Source organism: Trinickia sp. HAY1-2D, from assembly GCF_056754935.1.
In genome coordinates this window covers 1,238,571-1,252,292 of the sequence record NZ_JBPGWX010000001.1, presented here as the reverse complement: position 1 = coordinate 1,252,292, position 13,722 = coordinate 1,238,571, and the positions used below count along the sequence as shown (strand labels likewise).

General features: G+C 55.8%; 13 protein-coding genes and 2 pseudogenes. All 15 read left to right on the top strand.

The genetic code is table 11. From position 1 onward, the window contains the following. The first annotated feature begins 1 nt into the window (after position 1). The 15 genes and pseudogenes from ACR9ZC_RS05540 to ACR9ZC_RS05470 all read left to right on the top strand — a co-directional run bounded on the left by ACR9ZC_RS05540 (position 2) and on the right by ACR9ZC_RS05470 (position 13,427). Entirely contained in the window at positions 2-1,999 is a 1,998-nt protein-coding gene (locus ACR9ZC_RS05540) for a phospholipase D-like domain-containing protein (RefSeq protein WP_481579448.1), read from the top strand. Then, positions 1,999-3,654 (top strand): SEL1-like repeat protein, encoded by a 1,656-nt coding sequence (locus tag ACR9ZC_RS05535; RefSeq protein ID WP_481579447.1) that lies wholly within the window; start codon positions 1,999-2,001, stop codon positions 3,652-3,654. The genes ACR9ZC_RS05540 and ACR9ZC_RS05535 overlap by 1 nt, the downstream gene beginning before the upstream one ends. Before the next feature lie 146 nt (positions 3,655-3,800). Then, complete coding sequence (locus ACR9ZC_RS05530; protein WP_481579446.1) at positions 3,801-5,204, top strand: SEL1-like repeat protein; 1,404 nt, start codon at positions 3,801-3,803, stop codon at positions 5,202-5,204. Beyond that, complete coding sequence (locus ACR9ZC_RS05525) at positions 5,186-5,449, top strand: PAAR domain-containing protein (protein WP_481579445.1); 264 nt, start codon at positions 5,186-5,188, stop codon at positions 5,447-5,449. Before ACR9ZC_RS05530 ends, ACR9ZC_RS05525 begins: the two co-directional genes overlap by 19 nt. A 399-nt stretch (positions 5,450-5,848) precedes the next feature. Then, complete coding sequence (gene istA / locus ACR9ZC_RS05520; protein WP_481579444.1) at positions 5,849-6,877, top strand: IS21 family transposase; 1,029 nt, start codon at positions 5,849-5,851, stop codon at positions 6,875-6,877. Then, a complete protein-coding gene (istB, locus tag ACR9ZC_RS05515) occupies positions 6,874-7,647 on the top strand; it encodes an IS21-like element helper ATPase IstB (RefSeq protein WP_481579443.1) in 774 nt (257 codons plus the stop codon). Before istA ends, istB begins: the two co-directional genes overlap by 4 nt. A 255-nt stretch (positions 7,648-7,902) precedes the next feature. Beyond that, positions 7,903-8,148, top strand: a complete 246-nt coding sequence (locus tag ACR9ZC_RS05510) for a hypothetical protein (RefSeq protein ID WP_481579442.1) — start codon at positions 7,903-7,905, stop codon at positions 8,146-8,148. Positions 8,149-8,167: 19 nt separating this feature from the next. Next, the gene (locus tag ACR9ZC_RS05505; protein WP_481579441.1) at positions 8,168-8,782 is read left to right on the top strand and encodes a hypothetical protein; all 615 of its coding nucleotides are present in this window, start codon (positions 8,168-8,170) and stop codon (positions 8,780-8,782) included. Between the two features lie 323 nt (positions 8,783-9,105). Then, positions 9,106-9,726, top strand: a complete 621-nt coding sequence (locus ACR9ZC_RS05500) for a hypothetical protein (RefSeq protein WP_481579440.1) — start codon at positions 9,106-9,108, stop codon at positions 9,724-9,726. Positions 9,727-9,777: 51 nt separating this feature from the next. Continuing rightward, complete coding sequence (locus tag ACR9ZC_RS05495) at positions 9,778-10,377, top strand: hypothetical protein (protein ID WP_481579439.1); 600 nt, start codon at positions 9,778-9,780, stop codon at positions 10,375-10,377. A 260-nt stretch (positions 10,378-10,637) separates the two neighbouring features. After that, positions 10,638-11,207 carry a hypothetical protein gene (locus tag ACR9ZC_RS05490; protein WP_481579438.1) on the top strand — a complete coding sequence of 190 codons (570 nt, stop codon included), beginning with the start codon at positions 10,638-10,640 and terminating at the stop codon, positions 11,205-11,207. A 63-nt stretch (positions 11,208-11,270) separates the two neighbouring features. Next, the gene (locus tag ACR9ZC_RS05485; protein ID WP_481579437.1) at positions 11,271-11,546 is read left to right on the top strand and encodes a PAAR domain-containing protein; all 276 of its coding nucleotides are present in this window, start codon (positions 11,271-11,273) and stop codon (positions 11,544-11,546) included. A gap of 225 nt (positions 11,547-11,771) precedes the next feature. Further along, a pseudogene (locus ACR9ZC_RS05480) lies at positions 11,772-11,909 on the top strand (IS5/IS1182 family transposase); the annotation flags it as partial. Then, positions 11,907-12,135: pseudogene (locus ACR9ZC_RS05475) on the top strand (hypothetical protein); the annotation flags it as partial. The pseudogenes ACR9ZC_RS05480 and ACR9ZC_RS05475, both read left to right, overlap by 3 nt. 23 nt (positions 12,136-12,158) lie before the next feature. Continuing rightward, complete coding sequence (locus tag ACR9ZC_RS05470; RefSeq protein WP_481579436.1) at positions 12,159-13,427, top strand: IS256 family transposase; 1,269 nt, start codon at positions 12,159-12,161, stop codon at positions 13,425-13,427. The last annotated feature ends 295 nt before the right edge of the window (positions 13,428-13,722 follow it).

Here is a 13,722-nt window from a genome sequence, read left to right as displayed (position 1 = left end):
CATGGCACGCGCCGCATTCATCATCAAGGACACAGACGTGGCAGACTTTCCACTCAAATCTCACAAGTCATCGAAAGTTGCAGTCGATGAACAGACCCGGATGGCAACGGGCTCGCTTCAGTGGCTCCTGGAAGGGAGGGACAAGGTTCCCATCACGCGAGGCAATACCCTGAGCTTCATCGTCAATTCCGAAGATGGATTCGCGAAGATCGCGGAAGATTTGAAAGGAGCGAAGGCGAGCGCTGACATCATCTGCTGGGGCTTCGATCCGGGGATGGAATTGGTGCGAGGTGGCGACAAAGCAACATGGCCACGCGGCCAGACCTATGGCGAACTGCTTGAGGAGATCTCGCAGCGTAAGGAAAACCCCGTCAAGGTGCGCCTGCTCATCTGGTACGAACCGAACCCTGCGGTCTGGAAGGGGGCCGCCAACATGCCGGGCTTTACCGATCACTCGGATACCTACGTAGGAAACTTGATGTTGTCGTCGCCCTATGACAGCAAGGAGCGCCAGGACTATTGTGTCGCTTGGTGGGCGAGAAATCTGCCGGGCGGGCGCAGCAACGCGGGCGCGAATCCCAATTTGAGCGTCGTCTTACGTAGCGTCTCCCGCAACGATGTAATTGCACTGCTCAGCATGCAGGCGCCGACCTTGCGGGAGGAAGAGGATCCGCGTGCGCGCCTCGAACAAGTGGGATTCGAAATGGCGGGGTCGCATCACCAGAAGCCAATCCTGATCGACTACGATTATGACCACGGCAGCAAGGCGATCGGCTACGTCATGGGACTCAACTCCGTCACCGACTACTGGGATAGTTCGGAGCATAGGGTGGACGACCCGCGCCGGGAATGTTGGGCATCCGCAGGGCTGCAGGGTGAGGCCGATCACCAGAGGCTCGCGGAAGGTAAGGCCAGTGGCTCGGTCTACAAACACTCCAAACCTTACCAGGACTACGCGTGTAGGATCCGGGGGCCCTCGCTGGCGCAGCTGAAATATAACTTCGAAAACGGATGGGCAGCTGCGCTCGAACAGCCACTGCCGTTCGAGAAGCCGCCCGCGCCGCCCGCGAAGATACCGACCGCCGCAGGCAGCGCTGCACATCTTGTGCAGATCGTTCGGACGCAGCCACACGAACTCGAAAAATCGATCAAGGAAGTTTATTTCCAGGCCAGCAGTTGTGCTCTCAACTATATCTACATTGAGAACCAGTACTTCTTTTACCCAGAGTTCGTTCGGCATCTCATCAAAACCCGCAAGGCATTTTGCGATGCATGGATGAAGAAGTCCGGCAAGCCGGTTACCGAGATCCCGAAACTGCACCTGTTCATCGTGATTCCCCACCCGGAGCGGGATCAGATGATTCCACGTACCTACGATTCCTTGACGGAATTGGGGTACGCGCAAAAAGTTAACGGTATCGAGGCGATGCCGGAGCAGCGAAAGCTGTCAGACAAGGGGAAGCTCACCCAGTCCTATCCCAACTCTCGCAAAGGTCCCAAGGGAGGCCAGGTTCTCGATCGCCCGAGCGTGGAACAACTCCAGCAGACCCTTGGCCTCCAGGTGAGCGTGGCCCGGCTACGCACGAGCGGTCCGGATGCGAAGGGCAACATGGCCTATCGCGAAATCTATATTCACGCGAAACTGATGATCATCGACGATGCCTTTATCACGGTAGGCAGTGCCAACATGAATCAGCGCAGCATGTCGGTGGACAGCGAGATCAATATCGCCGCTACTGGACCACTCTATGCTGCCGATCTGCGTCGGCGAGTGTTTGGGCTACAGTCAGGCGGTACCACCTCTGGGAGCGGCGACCCCAAGGCGTTGCCGGCAGTATTCAAAAGCTGGACTTACTTGATGGCAAAAAATCGTGACATTGAACTCGCTGCGACGCAGCCAATGAATGGTTTCTTGCTGCCGTTCGAAGACCATCGTTCAGCAACGGTCCTTGTTGGATCGATCGATGTGCCGTCGTCAAATGAAACTGCAGTAACCTGATGGAAGTGATCATGCAAATACAGATGCGCATTGTACGCCTCACGGTGTTGGTCGTGGTTTGCATGCAGAGCTCTCTCGTCCATGCAGGACTTCTCGATCCAACGCTTTCTAAAGTCACCGCAGCCATGTCCGATCTACCCCGTCACGAAAAACTGCCCCTTTTTAATCCGCACCGGGCTGAGTTCACCTGCAATTATCAAGCGCAGCGGGTTCCGGCTGCCGATCCCCAGGCCGAGTTGTGGTTTCAGCAGGCCTTGGCGCTGAACGATCCTTACGCGGGAAGCATCGACTACGGGAAGATGTACCAGTTATACCTGCAGGCGGCCGAACGAGGTCACTGGAAGGCGATGCTCAATCTGGCCTCGCTGATTCTTCGGCATGATCCTGGCGTGCCGGAGCACGATCCAGAGCAGGCGATCCGATGGGTCGAGAAGGCGATGAAGCTGGGTGTGCCTGATGCCTATGAGCGGATGGGACAGTATCACCTTGATGGATTGATCGAGGGAGGGGATGCGACCAGCGCGTACGCTTTTTTCCAGCGCGCGGCAGACATGGGCAGTCCTGCTGCAATGGCATATCTCGGCTATAAATTAGCCGGAAGCTACGACAATCCGGATGAAGGCTTCTGGGGGAATTTGCCGATCGGAACGAAAATGTTGGAATGCGCGGTCGGTCAGGGATATGGGGACGCAGCTCAAAAGCTAGCCTTCATATATGCGCGACCCAACACCAGTGAGGCAAAGCTCCGCGCGCTGAAGGTTATGCATGAAGGTGTCAAGCTGGGAAGTGCGATATGCGCGAACAGCCTCGCACCCGAATTTGAAGGAATGGATCTCACTTCTGGAACCAATTTGGTCGGTCACATCGACAAAGCCCGTGCTCAACGGTACAGCAAAATTGGCGATGTCCTGGAGCTCTACGATGGCCGTCTGAAACTCCCCAATCTGGACAAGGTATTGCCCCTGCCACCAGCGCCGCTGCCTAAATGGAATGGCGACGTGCAAACGTTGATCAATGCAGCGAAGGCTGTCACCCCCCCGGCCAAAGCACAAAGGAGCAGCACGCGGGAGGGGCGTTCATTCGTTCCCGAGGGCCATGCGGTTTCTTCCGTCGACACAGGAACTCCTGCGGTTACCGGTGCTCAACTGGTTCCGAAGACTGGCTACTGGATTGCACAATACGGGTCTTCTACGCAACCAGATACGCGATTGATGACTCGCTCCGCACTTCCGGAACGCTACGAAGCAGGCGAGCGGTTCGAGTCACCTTCTCACGACTGGCTGTCGCCGGAGAGCGTTCGCTGGTATTACCTCGGCGAGGCGTACCGCCTCCCGCCGCAGCGCGCGGAATTCCTCGCGAACCTGACTGGCGCAGGAATACTGCGGGAAGTCCCGTCGTTGCCGGTGGCACTGCAATGCACAGGAGAGCAGCGTTGTCCGGCGAGCGGTATTTGGGAAGCTCGGGTATTCGACGATCATCCGCTGGCTGTGTTGTACAACCGCTGGGACCAGCAGGCGTTCGTCGAGGAGGGAACGTCGTTTCCTCATCCCGGGGATCGCTTCATCGATGTTGCAATGAAGGACGTGCGATGGACGTATCTGGGGAGTCCGAATGCAGAAGCTGGTTCGCCCGGTATCCATGTCATCACTTTGTAGTAGTTGTTGCGAAGCGAGCGTGGAACGCAAACGCGTTCGCAGGACTCCTTGCCCCCGTTTGAAGACCACGGGTCCTCAGCAATGTTTATTGGATGGATCGACGTGCCGTTGCCGGATCGAACTGCGGTGAACTGATGGATGCGCCCATGAAGACTCTGATCCGCGTTGCACGCCTCGCGGTGTTGATGGTGTGCTGCATGCGGACCTCTCTCGTCCATGCAGGGCTTCTCGATTCAATGCTTTCCAAAGCCACCGCAGTCATGTCCGATCTGCCCCGGCACGAAAAGCTGCCCCGTTTCAATCCTCATCGGCCCGAGTTCACCTGCAATTATCAAGCGCAGCGGGTTCCGGCTGCCGATCCCCAGGCCGAGCTGTGGTTTCAGCAGGCCTTGGCGCTGAACGATCCTTACGCGAGAAGCATCGACTACGGGAAGATGTACCGGTTATACCTGCAGGCTGCCGAACGAGGGCACTGGAAGGCGATGCTCAATCTGGCCTCGCTGATTCTTCGGCATGATCCTGGCGTACCGGAGCACGATCCAGAGCAGGCGATCCGGTGGGTCGAGAAGGCAATGACGCTGGGTGTGCCGGACGCCTACGACCGAATGGGTGTCTACCACATGAACGGAGTAGTCGACGGCGGGAGCGCGACAACTGCCTACGCGTTCCTCCAGCGCGCGGCGGACATGGGTAGCCCGGTCGCGATGACCTTTCTTGGCGACAAAATGGCGGCGGTTCATGACGATCCTGAGGGGGAGTTCTGGGGCAATTTATCGGTTGGCACCAAAATGCTTGAGTGCGCTTTAGCGCAAGGCTATGGGCCGGCCGCAGATAAACTGTCGTACGTCTATCGGGATACCACACCCGAATCAAAGTCCCGCGCACTTCGAGTCCTGCAAGAAGGTGTCAAACTGGGCTGCTCGGATTGCGCAATTAACCTGTCGACCGAGTTCGACGGGTACGGACTGACACGGGGAGAGAACCTTATCGGTCATATCGACAAGGCACGCGCTCAACGGTACAGCAAAATTGGCGATGTCCTGGAGCTCTTCGATGGCCGTCTGAAACTCCCCAATCTGGACAAAATATTGCCCCTGCCACCCGCGCCGCTGCCAAAATGGAACGGCGACGTGCAAACGTTGATCAATGCAGCGAAGGCCGTTACCGCCCCGGCCAAAGCACACAAGAGCAGCACGCGGGAGGGGCGTTCATTCGTTCCCGATGGCCATGCGGTTCCTTCCGTCGACACAGGAACTCCAGCGGTTACCGGTGCTCAACTGGTTCCGAAGACTGGCTACTGGATTGCACAGTACGGGGCTTCTACGCAACCAGATACGCGATTGATGACTCGCTCCGCACTTCCGGAACATTACGAAGCAGGCGAGCGGTTCGAGTCGGTGAAGGAGCGTGCAATTGACAAACCTGGGGAGTTCGAACGCGGAAACCGGTATGTCCGGTATCCGCGAGATCGGTTTGTAGTGGCAGCCTTCTCCAAGCATGAAAACTGGAAACACGGATACAAGGAACTCGTATGGCTCGTCAGGTCATAGTCGTGGGTGACACGCTGGCGCCGCACGGAGGAACCGTCACCGCGGGCTCGAATGCGGACATCGTGGACGGCAAGCCGATCGCCCGCAAAGGTGACACGGTCGAATGCAAGCAGCACGGTACGCAGACCATTGCGGAAGGCGATGAAACCAGCCTGATCGGCGGCAGTCCTGCCGCGTTGCATGGGCACCGTGCGACCTGCGGATGCACGTTGGTGAGCCGGGGGACAACAATTTCGATGGTTTGATGACAGCGTCAGCAGTTGCCAATCGAACAGCGCCAGTCGAACAGCGCGCGACAATCCTGAAGCACAGTTGCTGCGGACCCGTTTCGATCGACTAGTATCGCGGCGCTACGCTAGGTGGATCCGGGGCTCTCCCGCCGAAGGACGCGTGGCAGATATCGTTCAGCGTGATCTCATCTACATCGTCAGATCGGCTACTGCTTGCACGCGCGGAGCGTGAACGATCAGGCGACGTTCCGGACGGTGCCGGCTATAACCAAAGCATTTGGTGATGGCTACGATGGCGCGCTCAACGGAAAGCGTGTGACGTTGTTGCGCGCAAAGTAATACTGAGCCACTTCGCGCAAAGTAAATCTGAGCCACCTTTCAGTACAGTCAGCCTTTTTCGCGCGAAGGCTGGCGATGCTCCAGAAGGAACAGTGGATGCAAATCCATGTGCTCAAAGCCCAAGGGTTGTCGTTGCGAGAGATCGCGCGGCGCTTGGGCGTATCCCGCAACACCGTTACCCGCTACTTGGCGTCGCACGACGTGCCTCGCTACAAGCAGCGTGAGCCGCGGCCGACCAAGCTAGATCCATTTCAGGTGTATATCGTCGAGCGGATGCAAGCGGCGGCGCCGGACACGATTGCCGCGCCAGCGCTGCTGCGCGAACTTCGTGCGCTTGGCTACGAAGGTCAGCTACGCAGCATTCAAGCTTTCATGAAGGCGCATAAGCCCACGCCGGCACCCGATCCGATCGTGCGCTTCGAAACCGAGCCCGGTCGGCAGATGCAATGCGACTTCGTTGTGTTTCGTCGTGGAGCCAACCCGCTGTATGCGTTCACCGCCACGCTTGGTTTTAGCCGTTGGCGCTGGGCACGCTTTGCTACCAACGAGAAGGCGGAAACGCTGATCGCTTGCCACCACGCGTTATTCGAAACGCTCGGCGGGGTGCCCCGCGAGATTCTGTACGACAACGCAAGGACGATCGTGCTCGAACGTGATGCCTATGGCAAAGGCGAGCATCGGTGGCATCCGGGGTTGCTCGATCTAGCGAAACGTTACGGTTTCATGCCCCGGCTCTGCCAGCCCTATCGCGCACGCACGAAGGGCAAGATCGAGCGCTTTCATCGCTACCTGCGCGGCAACTTCTACGTGCCGTTGTCCAGCTGGCTCAAGCAGTCCGGCATGTTGCTCGATGTGGACACTGCCAACGCGGAAGTCGGCAAGTGGCTGCGCGACGTTGCCAACCAGCGGGTGCATCCGGTTACAGGAGCGCCGCCGGCAAGGCTGTTCGAAGAACGCGAGAGAGAAACGCTGCGCAGGCTGCCAGCATTCGCAACGCCACGACCGGTAGCAACGCCGGCCGCAAGGCCGACGGCACCTTCATCGTTATCGCTGCAGCATCCCTTGTCCGTCTATCAGCAATTGCTGACGGAGGTACGAGCATGAATCTGCAGCAAGAACGCATTGACGGGCACTGCCAAAGCCTGAAGCTCGAAGGGCTTATGCAGCGCTACGTCGCGCTCGCTAGCGATGCGGCGGCCAAGCAGTGGAGCTTCCTCGATTTCCTCGAACACGCACTGGCTCATGAGCGCGAGATGCGGCAGCTTCGATCGCGGCAAACTCTGGTGCGCATGGCCGGATTCCCAGCGATCAAGACACTCGACGATTACGACTACAGTTTCGCCGTCGGCGCTCCACGCAAGGCCATCGACGAATTGGCCACGCTGCGCTTCATCGAACGCGGCGAGAACGCCGTGCTGCTCGGCCCATCCGGCGTCGGTAAGACGCATCTGGCTATCGCGATCGGATACGCCGCCACCCAAGCGGGCATCAAGACCAAGTTCATCACGGCCGCCGATCTGATGTTGCAACTCGAAGCGGCTAGGCGCCAAGAACGCTACGACGCCGTGCTTCGGCACAACGTTATCGGGCCCAGACTGTTGATCGTCGACGAAATCGGCTATCTGCCGCTTTCGGGGGACCAGGCAAGCCACTTCTTCCAGATCGTGGCCAAGCGTTACGAGCGCGGTTCAATGATCTTGACCAGCAACCTACCGTTCACCCAATGGGACCAGACCTTCGGCGGCAACGCCACGCTAACCGCGGCCATGCTCGACCGCATCCTGCACCACGCCCACATCATCCAGATCAAGGGAGACAGCTACCGACTTAAACAGCAACGCAAAGCCGGCCACGTCCCGGCATCGAAGAACTAACCACTGGCTCACTTTTACTTTGCGCGCTCACGCGCGAAGTGGCTCAGATTTCGAATGCGCTTGACAACGTTTCCCTACAAGAATGCGGCGTCAATCCGCGCCCGATTGGCGGCGCTAGGTTTGTGATCTGGTTGAGTGCTTTGTGCGTGACCACGCGCGGGATCGAGCCGCCGCATCGAAGCCATCGAGGCGATTGCACGGCAGTGGGAGGCCACCGGCAACAACCGCTTCGTGATGCCGGGGCGATGGTTTCAGTTGACCGACCGCTTCGGATATTCGATCAGCGCCAGCTATATGCAAATTACATTCAAGGCCAGCTGCGAAGTGTTCAATGCAGAGCACAATCGACGCTTCCCTGATGATCAGAAATATTTTGTGACTAATCCCGATCTCCTGCTCTCGAATCTTGAGTATGGAGTGGAATCCGCATTCGTCTATTGGACCGTCAATCGCGACGTGAATTCGGTGGCGGATACAGGAGATGTTGCGGCGGTGACATAGCAGATTAACGGAGGACAACATGGACATCCAGAAAGACTTCTTGCATACAACAGAGTTGCACCGCTCTTGGGGCTACCACAACAGTCGAACTAAACGCTTTTTTGCATCCCTCGCGTGCTATGCCGTGGTGTCGTCCTTCTCCCTGGCGCATGCGCATGCGAGCGAACTTGTTGCCTGTCCGGTAGTATCCCCATCCGAGGGTGTATATTCGGCTAGCAAAATTTATAGGGATTCAATCATTTCGGTCGAAAGAAATGAGACCGATCAAACGATAAGTTTGTCTATTTACAGGCCGAGTTCAAGTGGATGCGAAAAAACAACATTCGCGAAATACTCGATAGAAGGTGGGGCGCCGAATGTGGATTCACTCTCTTTTTTGAATCTTAAGGGTAAACTAAATATTTTTGCCATTGTTCATTGGGATGTCAATTTTCGCGGAATTGACGCATACGGAAAGTATTATCAAATATATGCATACATCGCAGATGAGCAAGGTCGGTTAATCGAAAATAGGAGTGTTGTCGATAATGGCGCAATGACCGGGATGGATGGATACCAAGAGGGGGCGTTTCCGTACAAGACCGCAGGTGCAGTGAAATCTTTTTTTAAGTGCCATAAGACGAAGTGCAAGTAGCAGTATGTTTATCGAAACGAAGCGTAGAACGTACTGAGTCACTCGATGTATGGCAATTCAGCATGGAGTGTGGCTTCCGGTTGCTACGACGGCCCCAAGGTAACACTAGGATAAACGTGAGGACGGTAACTCGATTCTGTTTACTGGTCACGGCATTTCTGGCTTCCCAACAAGTGTGGTGCGCGCAGGATCGGTCCGAGATGGATTTTCCAAACCACGCACGACTGGTCTACTCGGCCCCCGGTATCGCCTGCCCTCAGTCGTACGTTCGGACCTGATTGGACACGTCTCATGAAGCTCGACAACCGAGGAGAGATTGAAAGATGAAACGAAAACTGCTAACCATTATTTTGTTTTTTTCTCAGGTCTGCTCGGCTCAGACCGCATTTTGTCAATCGACGACTACGGTAAAGCATGAGGTTTTGTCTGTGGACATGGGGCAGCCTGGCTGCGCAATCAGTGTAATCAATTACTTTGATGGACATCTGGCGAGTCGAATGAAGATGACGGCTGGCTATTGGACGGATACGCCCCCGGTGCAGAGTACGCTCGGCGATTTTGGGATTCGATTTAAATGCCGAATTGATCAGAAATTCGATGATGCAGCGCAAACATATGGAACTCGGTGGGATGAAGGAAAGAAAATTTGGATTTTGTATGATGAAAATGACGGCGATAGAAAGCTGTTATTACCCGTCTCTCGAATTTATCAATTGAAATCATCAAATGCAACCGGGTTTTTGAGGGCAACCGATGAAGTTAGTGGTGACGAGGATCAGCGCGTTCGCTTCTATTCGTTTTGTCTTTTTCATGAAAGAACGGCGGTCTGCGGCGAGGGTCAATCGATGAAGCTGGAGGAACCGAAGGGGAGTTATTTGCCAGCAATTTTGCGCATCCTTCGTAGTGTAAGCTTTATCGACGATCGCGGGCGAAGTGATCAATGATCAGTGTTTTGAAGCAAAATTTGTGAAAAATGGCTAAGAAGAGGCTGAAAGATGGATAAAGAGCTAACGATGACAGCTCTATTTTGCATCCTGCAGTGCTGCGTCGGTGTTGTCTTTGCTCAAGCGAGTGCCGGGGCGGGGCGACGAGTCTTGTCGGTAAATATGGGACAACCAGGGTGCGGGATCAGTGTTACTGATTTTTATGGCGGACACTTGGAAAGCGGTATGCCAAAAAATGCCTCTTATTGGACTGATGTACCACCGGTGCACAGCACGCTCGACAAATTTTCGATCGACTTTGAGTGTCAGATTAATCGAGAATTTGATGAGGCTGCGCAGAACTTTGGGGCGCAGTGGAACGAACGAGAAAAAATTTGGGGGTTGTATTATGAGGATGAGAATGATAAAAAAATATTGCCTCCTGTTTCTAGGATTTATCAGATAAGATCTATAAATGCTGTTGGTTTCTTGAGGACGACGGATCAAATTAATGGTGACGAGGCTCAGCGCGTCCGATTTTATTCATTTTGCTTGTTTCATGGGAAAGCGGCGGTTTGCGGGACCGGTCAATCGATGAGGCTGGAGGAGCCGAAGGGGAACTATTTGCCTGCAATCATGCGTATTCTTCGCAGCGTCAGTTTCGTCGAGTGATCGAGCGCGAACCGATCATGATTATTCGTGCACCGATATATGAGTGAAAGACTGTTGGTCGTTTTTTTACTTGTTGCTCAGTTTTTCACGGCCGAGATCGCATTTGGTCAATCGGCGATTACCGTAAAGCATGAGGTTTTGTCTGTGGACATGGGGCAGCCGGGCTGCGCAATTTGTTGTATCTGATGCCGTCTGGGGAACAGCGTGTTTACGTTCGATCGCACCAGGGGAGGCGATGCTGCTTATCATAGCGGAAAATAATGTATTCGTTGCGGAAAGGTACGTTTTGTTTGCTATGTGTTTTCTTGTGCTTGTGTGGTGCGGAAGGCTATGCTCGGGAGCCCAGAAAAGCGTTTGTCGACGAACAGGTAGTATTTTTTTATCCTGAAAATCGCTATTCGAAGGTGCGATTCGGAGAGGTAACGGAGGATGGACTCTATACCTACTATCTGAAGGTGAAGGGTTCGGACGCAGAGGATGTCTTGACCGTTTGTAAGGCGAACCTTGGTCATTGTGCCTTGGATACTGGTGCGGTCAAACCTTATTGGTACAGCAGCGATGGGTCGCTGATGCTGTTTAGTGCGACGACGAGTGTCAAGAAAAAGGAGGTCGATTCTGGTGAAGTTGCATACGAGGCTTTTCCTGCATGTCCGGCAACCGACAGCGAGGGGCCGTCAGCCTATGGTGGTGATTGCTATGAATTGGTTGAGGAGAGTCGTGATAAAACGTTATCTATAACTTACTGGATCGGGCCAAAATCACTTCATCGATCGAAATCGAATGCCGCCAAACAAGCGAGGGTCATTTTAAAATCGATTGTGATGAAGTGAGTTAAGTATATTATCGACATTTTAATGTCATCGCTAATTTAAACGATCTTCGGATTTGCATCGATGAGTAAAGCATCTGTCTGCCACGGTGATCCGACCACCACGGGTGGCAAGGTCATCGCTACTGCATCGACTATGTTCGATGGTGATCGGCGTATTGCGCTCGATCAGGAGATGGCCACGTGTGGTAATTGTCCGGGGGAGCACCCGATCCAGGGGACCGGCACGGACATGGACGAAGACGGGCGAGCCAGTGTGCTTGATAACGATCCCGTACAGTGCCCATGCGGTAACAACCGCGTCAAGGCGGGATCGGACGCTGGATGCTCGACTGGCTGAGATCGAGCTGCTGTGCGGACGCTACATTGTCGGACCGGCAGTGCTCGATGCCGAGGCGGCACGTTCGAGGCCCGCCGATGGGGATGTTCGGCGACCCGTATTATCCGCTTTGGGCGCTTCACAATGGGGTGAGCAAGCTGGCTGGCGAGGTATAGCGTTTCGCCGAGGCTCAACAAGGCTACTCTGAGGCCCAGCCGTTATGATGAGATTTAGGCGATGAGTGCGGTGCGCGGAATGGATGAGATGCAAGAACCGCTGTTCACGACGGTAAAGCTGGATGACGTCGTGCCAGCCAATCATCCGCTGCGGCCGATTTGGCTGCTCGTGAATGAAGCGCTCAAGCGGCTCAACGGGTTGTTTAGCGCAATCGACGGGCGCACCCCCGCGGCACGCTGGGTATCGGGCAAGCTAGGTCATCCGCAAACGCATCGAGGAGCACTTCGGTTGGGGCAAGACGATCGGTCGGATTCGGCAGACGGTCTATCGCGGCATCAAGCGTGTGGACCGGCACTTCAAGTTGACGATGGTGGCAAGCAACTCGACCCGAATGGCCCGAGCCTGTCAGAATTTTAGTGTGCCGAGGTCATGAGACGATAACGGAAATTACGTCCTATGACCGAAGCAACCGTGACCAAGAAGAGCAAGAACCCGAAGGCGCCGAAGCTGTTCCCTGACGAACTGATCGATCAATTGCTGGCGCAGATTCAGAACAAGGATGCCGAGTCGGTTCTCGGCGAATCGGGCCTGGCCGGGCAACTGAAGAAGCGACTGGCTGAGCGCATGCTGGCAGCGGAGCTCACGCATCACCTGGAGAACGAGGCTGAGCAAGGCAAGGCCGCCAACCACCGCAACGGTACGAGCCCCAAGACGGTCCTCACGCCCAACGGCGAACTGAATCTGGACATTCCGCGCGATCGGCAGGCGACGTTCGAGCCGCAGCTAGTGGGCAAATATCAACGCCGGCTGCCAGGCTTTGATGACCACGTCATCAGCATGTACGCGCGCGGCATGAGCGTGCGCGAGATCCAAGGCCATTTGCTGGAGCTATATGGCCTACAGGTGTCGCCCGACCTGATTTCGACCGTCACCGATGAGGTGCTGGCCGAAGTCGAACAGTGGCAGCAACGCCCCCTCGAAGCGATGTATCCGATCGTGTATTTCGACGCACTTCGGCTGAAGATTCGCGACGAAGGCACGGTCAAGAACAAGGCGGTGTACCTCGCGCTGGGCATTCGGGCCGACGGCCGTAAGGAAGTGCTGGGTTTGTGGATCGAGCAAACCGAAGGCGCCAAGTTCTGGCTGAAGGTCTTCAACGAACTGAAGAACCGCGGCTTGCACGACATCCTGATCGCCGTCGTCGATGGCTTGCGCGGTTTCCCCGAGGCGATCGAAGCGGTGTATCCGGCCGCCCAGATCCAGACATGCATCGTGCACCTGATCCGCAATTCGCTGAATCTGGCGAGCTGGAAGGACCGTAAGCCGTTGGCTGCGGCGCTCAAGCCGATCTATCAGGCCGCCACCGCCGAAGCCGCTGAGGCGGCGCTGCAAGCCTTCTCGCAAAGCGAATGGGGCAAGAAATTCCCAACGGTCGCCGCGATGTGGCAGCGCCAATGGGAACAAGTCATCCCATTCTTCGCCTATCCGCCGGAAGTACGCAAAATCATATACACGACCAACGCGATCGAGAGCATGCACATGCAGTTGCGTAAGATCGTCAAGAACCGCGGTCACTTCCCCAGCGACGAAGCCGCCAGCAAACTGCTGTACCTGGCCTTGCGCAACATCGAAAAGGATTGGAAGATGCCACCTATCACTTGGCGGCAAGCAGTCAATCAGTTCGCCATCCTGTTCGGCGAGCGATTCACCGCCGCCATCAGCTGAGATTTTTAACCGACCTCAGCACACAAACTTCCTGACACCTCCAATGGCCCGAATATTGGCCGCGGGCCGCATGGAGCAGTGCAATGAATCGCCACAGCCCAGCCGCACAGCGGCTAGGTGCCGGCTGCCACGCTCGCCAGCGCGGCAACCTGGGCGATGCATCTGCAATTCAGTGGCAAATCGCATGAGAAACCCTTTAACCAGCGCTCCGTCGTCAAAACGAGGCGCTTTTCACCAGTCTGCTAGGCTGTTCCGGTGGCCAGCGCCCGCCTGTCATCAACTCGAACAAGTCCTT

Bases quoted from the DNA above. Each gene is read 5' to 3' on its own strand.
- ACR9ZC_RS05530 (WP_481579446.1), top strand. From the start codon at position 3,801: ATGAAGACTCTGATCCGCGTTGCACGCCTCGCGGTGTTGATGGTGTGC.
- ACR9ZC_RS05540 (WP_481579448.1), top strand. From the start codon at position 2: ATGGCACGCGCCGCATTCATCATCAAGGACACAGACGTGGCAGACTTT.
- ACR9ZC_RS05490 (WP_481579438.1), top strand. From the start codon at position 10,638: ATGTATTCGTTGCGGAAAGGTACGTTTTGTTTGCTATGTGTTTTCTTG.
- ACR9ZC_RS05485 (WP_481579437.1), top strand. From the start codon at position 11,271: ATGAGTAAAGCATCTGTCTGCCACGGTGATCCGACCACCACGGGTGGC.
- ACR9ZC_RS05470 (WP_481579436.1), top strand. From the start codon at position 12,159: ATGACCGAAGCAACCGTGACCAAGAAGAGCAAGAACCCGAAGGCGCCG.
- ACR9ZC_RS05500 (WP_481579440.1), top strand. From the start codon at position 9,106: ATGAAACGAAAACTGCTAACCATTATTTTGTTTTTTTCTCAGGTCTGC.
- ACR9ZC_RS05525 (WP_481579445.1), top strand. From the start codon at position 5,186: ATGGCTCGTCAGGTCATAGTCGTGGGTGACACGCTGGCGCCGCACGGA.
- istB (WP_481579443.1), top strand. From the start codon at position 6,874: ATGAATCTGCAGCAAGAACGCATTGACGGGCACTGCCAAAGCCTGAAG.
- ACR9ZC_RS05495 (WP_481579439.1), top strand. From the start codon at position 9,778: ATGGATAAAGAGCTAACGATGACAGCTCTATTTTGCATCCTGCAGTGC.
- ACR9ZC_RS05535 (WP_481579447.1), top strand. From the start codon at position 1,999: ATGGAAGTGATCATGCAAATACAGATGCGCATTGTACGCCTCACGGTG.
- ACR9ZC_RS05505 (WP_481579441.1), top strand. From the start codon at position 8,168: ATGGACATCCAGAAAGACTTCTTGCATACAACAGAGTTGCACCGCTCT.
- istA (WP_481579444.1), top strand. From the start codon at position 5,849: ATGCTCCAGAAGGAACAGTGGATGCAAATCCATGTGCTCAAAGCCCAA.